This is a genomic window from Salipiger marinus, assembly GCF_900100085.1.
Lineage (GTDB): Bacteria > Pseudomonadota > Alphaproteobacteria > Rhodobacterales > Rhodobacteraceae > Salipiger > Salipiger marinus.
The window spans coordinates 1-2,845 of the sequence record NZ_FNEJ01000076.1 but is presented as its reverse complement, the minus strand read 5'-3'; the positions used below and the strand labels follow the sequence as shown (position 1 = coordinate 2,845).

Here is a 2,845-nt window from a genome sequence, read left to right as displayed (position 1 = left end):
GAGCGGCAGGTCAACATCCGCTTCCTTGCCATGGCGAACCACTATGTCTTCGAGCCCGAGTTCTGCAATCCCGCCGCCGGCTGGGATCGAGCCATTGTCCGCCATTGGTCCGAGGACAATGGCGAGGGGTCAAATCGAGAAGAACGTTCGGGATGCCTGCCACCAGATCTTGCAAAGGATGCCGGACTTCCCCGACCTTGCCGCGCTGAACGCCTGGCTGGAACAGCGCTGCCTGGAGCTGTGGCGAGAGACGGCGCATGGCACGCTGCCCGGCACGATCGCCGATGTCTGGGCCGAGGAGCAGGTCGCGCTGATGCCGTTGCCGCCAGCCTTTGACGGCTTCATTGAACTGAGCAAGCGCGTGTCGCCTACCTGTCTGATCAGCTTCGAGCATGAGGAGGATCAGGAAACGATCCGGGGGATCGTTTCCCCGACGCAAGGTTACAGCGTTCCCGCATCCTTTGCGAACCGCCCTGTCAGCCTGCGGATCTACCCCGACCGACTGGTTGTCGCGGCCAAGGGCAATATCCTGTGTGAGCATCTCCGCATCATTGAACGCAGCCATCAACTGCCGACGCGGACAATCTATGACTGGCGCCATTATCTGGCAGTCGTTCAACGCAAGCCCGGGGCGCTTCGGAATGGCGCGCCCTTCCTGGAATTGCCACATGGCTTCAGACAGCTGCAGGAGCACATGCTGCGCAAGCCCGGCGGTGACCGCGAAATGGTCGACATCCTCGCCCTGGTGCTGCAGCACGACGAACAGGCCGTGCTTGCCGCCGTGGACCTCGCACTGGCCGAGGGCCTGCCGACCAAAACCCATGTGCTGAACCTGCTGCATCGGCTGGTCGACGGCAAGGTGATCGGCGGGCCGCCACTGGATACCCCGCAGGCTCTGGTCCTGCAGCGCGAGCCCAAGGCCAATGTCGAACGCTATGATGACCTGCGCGCCCAGGTCGCCGGAGGCCACCATGCGTCATGATCCAGCCAGCGGCGCCATCGTCATCATGCTCCGCAGCCTGAAGATGCACGGCATGGCGTCGTGCCGCAGGCACGCCTTTGGCGTGACCCGTCACCGACCTGATCGAGCAAGGTGCCCCGGCTTTTGAAGCCGCCGTCCCGATCCTGTCGCAACTGCTGAAGGCCGAATTGGCCGAGCGTGAGGTCCGGTCCATCGCCTATCACATGAAGGCCGCACGGTTCCCGACCTACAAGGACCTCTCCGGCTTCGACTTCGCTGCCAGTGAGATCAACGAGGCTACCGTCAGGACGCTGCACCGCTGCGAGTTCATGGATGGTGCGCAGAATGTCGTACTGATCGGCGGCCCGGGCACCGGCAAAACTCATGTCGCGACAGCCCTCGGCGTCCAGGCTGTCGAGCATCACCGGCGAAAGGTCCGCTTCTTCTCAACCATCGAGCTGGTCAACACGCTCGAGCAGGAAAAGGCCAAGGGAAAGGCCGGACAGATCGCCGAAAGCCTCACCCGTCTCGACCTGGTGATCCTCGACGAGCTCGGATACCTGCCGTTCAGCGCCTCTGGCGGTGCGCTGCTCTTCCACCTTCTGAGCAAGCTCTACGAGCGCACCAGCGTCGTCATCACCACCAACCTCAGCTTCAGCGAATGGGCAACGGTGTTCGGCGACGCCAAAATGACCACCGCCTTGCTCGACCGCCTCACCCATCGCTGATCCGCCCCGGCAATCCGGCACGCCCGCCGCTCCGAGAGCCCGAGTAGGGACCTCAGATGCGCGACCGCCTCGCGCTTCACGGCAGGCGTCACCACCTTTTTGAAACCAGTTCCTTCACCGCGGCGAGATCGAGCATCTGTTCCGCCAGCAGCTTCTTCAGCTTGGCATTCTCATCCTCGAGCGTCTTCAGCCGCTTCGCCTCCGACACCGTCATGCCGCCGAATTTTGCCTTCCAGTTATAGAAGGTGCCTTCCGACATGCCGTGCTTGCGGCACAGGTCCGCGTACTTTGCGCCTGCCTCGTGCGCAGCCAGGATGCCGATGATCTGTTCGTCCTTGCATCTCGTTCGCTTCATTTTCCGTCCTCAGGTTGGGCCGAACTCTAATCGACGGTGGAGGAAAAATCCCGTGGCAGGTCAATTTTGCTACAGAGTTTTGCGACAACCAAGCCTTTGAAATCAATCACGCAAAGAAGGCGTTGCAAAACCGTTCCGTTTTAAGACGAGACTCATCCAGCCCTTTTAAATTCAAAAAATACCTCCTGAGGCATAGAGCCAAACAGTTTATACCCTCCACCTTCGTACTCGATCCTTACGCTATTTTGAGATAGCCAAGTTAAATGCACGGAGGTCTCTGGATCGAAGGCCAAATAGCTGTCAGGAAGCGAGCCGAATTTTTTGAGATCTTGATCCCAAGCAACAAAAATACGTGTGGTGTAATCTATTCCAGTATCTCTTTTGTAAATGATCTTCAGGCAGTTATCACCTGTCGATGAACAGCTAGTTTCTATGGATGTTCTCGTTTCAAAAAGAAACCATAGAGAGCCGCTCCACCACATCCAAATTGAAGTCACAATCAAGACTGTGAACGCGGCTATGTGAGTTCCGTCTTTCTTTCTCATGGTAGTAACGGTTGATGCGGATTGACTTGCAGGTAGCCTTTTGTATAGCCGTAGTAGCTTCGGGTTCTCTGATAGTCTATTTCACCCCAGTTTAGTGCTGCTCCGACGGTAATGTCCCACATCTCCCGCCATGCTGCTGTTACGGGGTTTACACCATGAAGCCTAGGTCATGTTGACAAAAGGCGCAGCCAAAGTCGGATGGAGGTGATGTCGATGAAGCCCAAGAAGCTCTCAGCGGTTTTGTCGTAGCGTGTGG

Annotated in this window: 1 protein-coding gene and 4 pseudogenes; 2 read left to right on the top strand and 3 right to left on the bottom strand. The window is 58.1% G+C overall.

The genetic code is table 11. The annotated features are described in order from the left end of the window. A pseudogene (locus BLR51_RS26825) lies at window positions 1-982 on the top strand (Mu transposase domain-containing protein); the annotation flags it as partial. Further along, window positions 972-1,683: pseudogene (gene istB / locus BLR51_RS26820) on the top strand (IS21-like element helper ATPase IstB); the annotation flags it as partial. The pseudogenes BLR51_RS26825 and istB, both read left to right, overlap by 11 nt. On the opposite strand, the pseudogene BLR51_RS26815 reads toward istB, so the two are convergent. From BLR51_RS26815 to BLR51_RS27315, 3 genes and pseudogenes are all read right to left on the bottom strand, one after another. Further along, window positions 1,662-2,044: pseudogene (locus BLR51_RS26815) on the bottom strand (transposase); the annotation flags it as partial. The pseudogenes istB and BLR51_RS26815 overlap by 22 nt on opposite strands. A 152-nt stretch (window positions 2,045-2,196) precedes the next feature. Then, entirely contained in the window at window positions 2,197-2,589 is a 393-nt protein-coding gene (locus tag BLR51_RS27610) for a hypothetical protein (protein WP_131821921.1), read from the bottom strand. Window positions 2,590-2,756: 167 nt separating this feature from the next. Further along, a pseudogene (locus BLR51_RS27315) lies at window positions 2,757-2,845 on the bottom strand (IS5/IS1182 family transposase); the annotation flags it as partial.